The sequence below is a fragment of the Comamonas sp. B-9 genome (assembly GCF_000410635.1).
Taxonomy (GTDB): domain Bacteria; phylum Pseudomonadota; class Gammaproteobacteria; order Burkholderiales; family Burkholderiaceae_C; genus Comamonas.
Genome location: NZ_KE148552.1, coordinates 39,572 through 39,913, shown reverse-complemented (window position 1 = coordinate 39,913; position 342 = coordinate 39,572). Strand labels below are relative to the sequence as shown.

At 71.6% G+C, this 342-nt stretch carries 1 pseudogene; it reads right to left on the bottom strand.

Annotated elements, in window-relative coordinates:
- Window positions 1-342, bottom strand: a pseudogene (locus H928_RS27015) (LysR substrate-binding domain-containing protein); the annotation flags it as partial.

Below are 342 nucleotides of genomic sequence, written 5' to 3'. Positions count from 1 at the left end.
GGCGCTGGGCCATGGCCCCCAGCCACGCCAGCAGCAGCTGCTGCACACTGCCCGGCAGCAAGGCTTGGGGTGAGAGCAGGCAGTAGTGCGAGCCGTCCTCGACAAAGCCCAGCGGCGCGGCGAGCAGACCATGGGCAAGGTCGTCCTGCACCAGATGCCAGGGGCCGATGGCGACGCCAAGCCCGGCAACGGCCGCTTGCAGGCTGAAGTAGAAATGCTCAAAGCTGTGCCCGCTCGCGGCGGGCAAGGGCCGGCCTGTGGCCGCGAACCAGTCCTGCCAGGCGCCGGGGCGCGTGCGGCTGTGCAAGGGCACGGCCTTGGGCTGGAGTGCCGTGCCGCGCG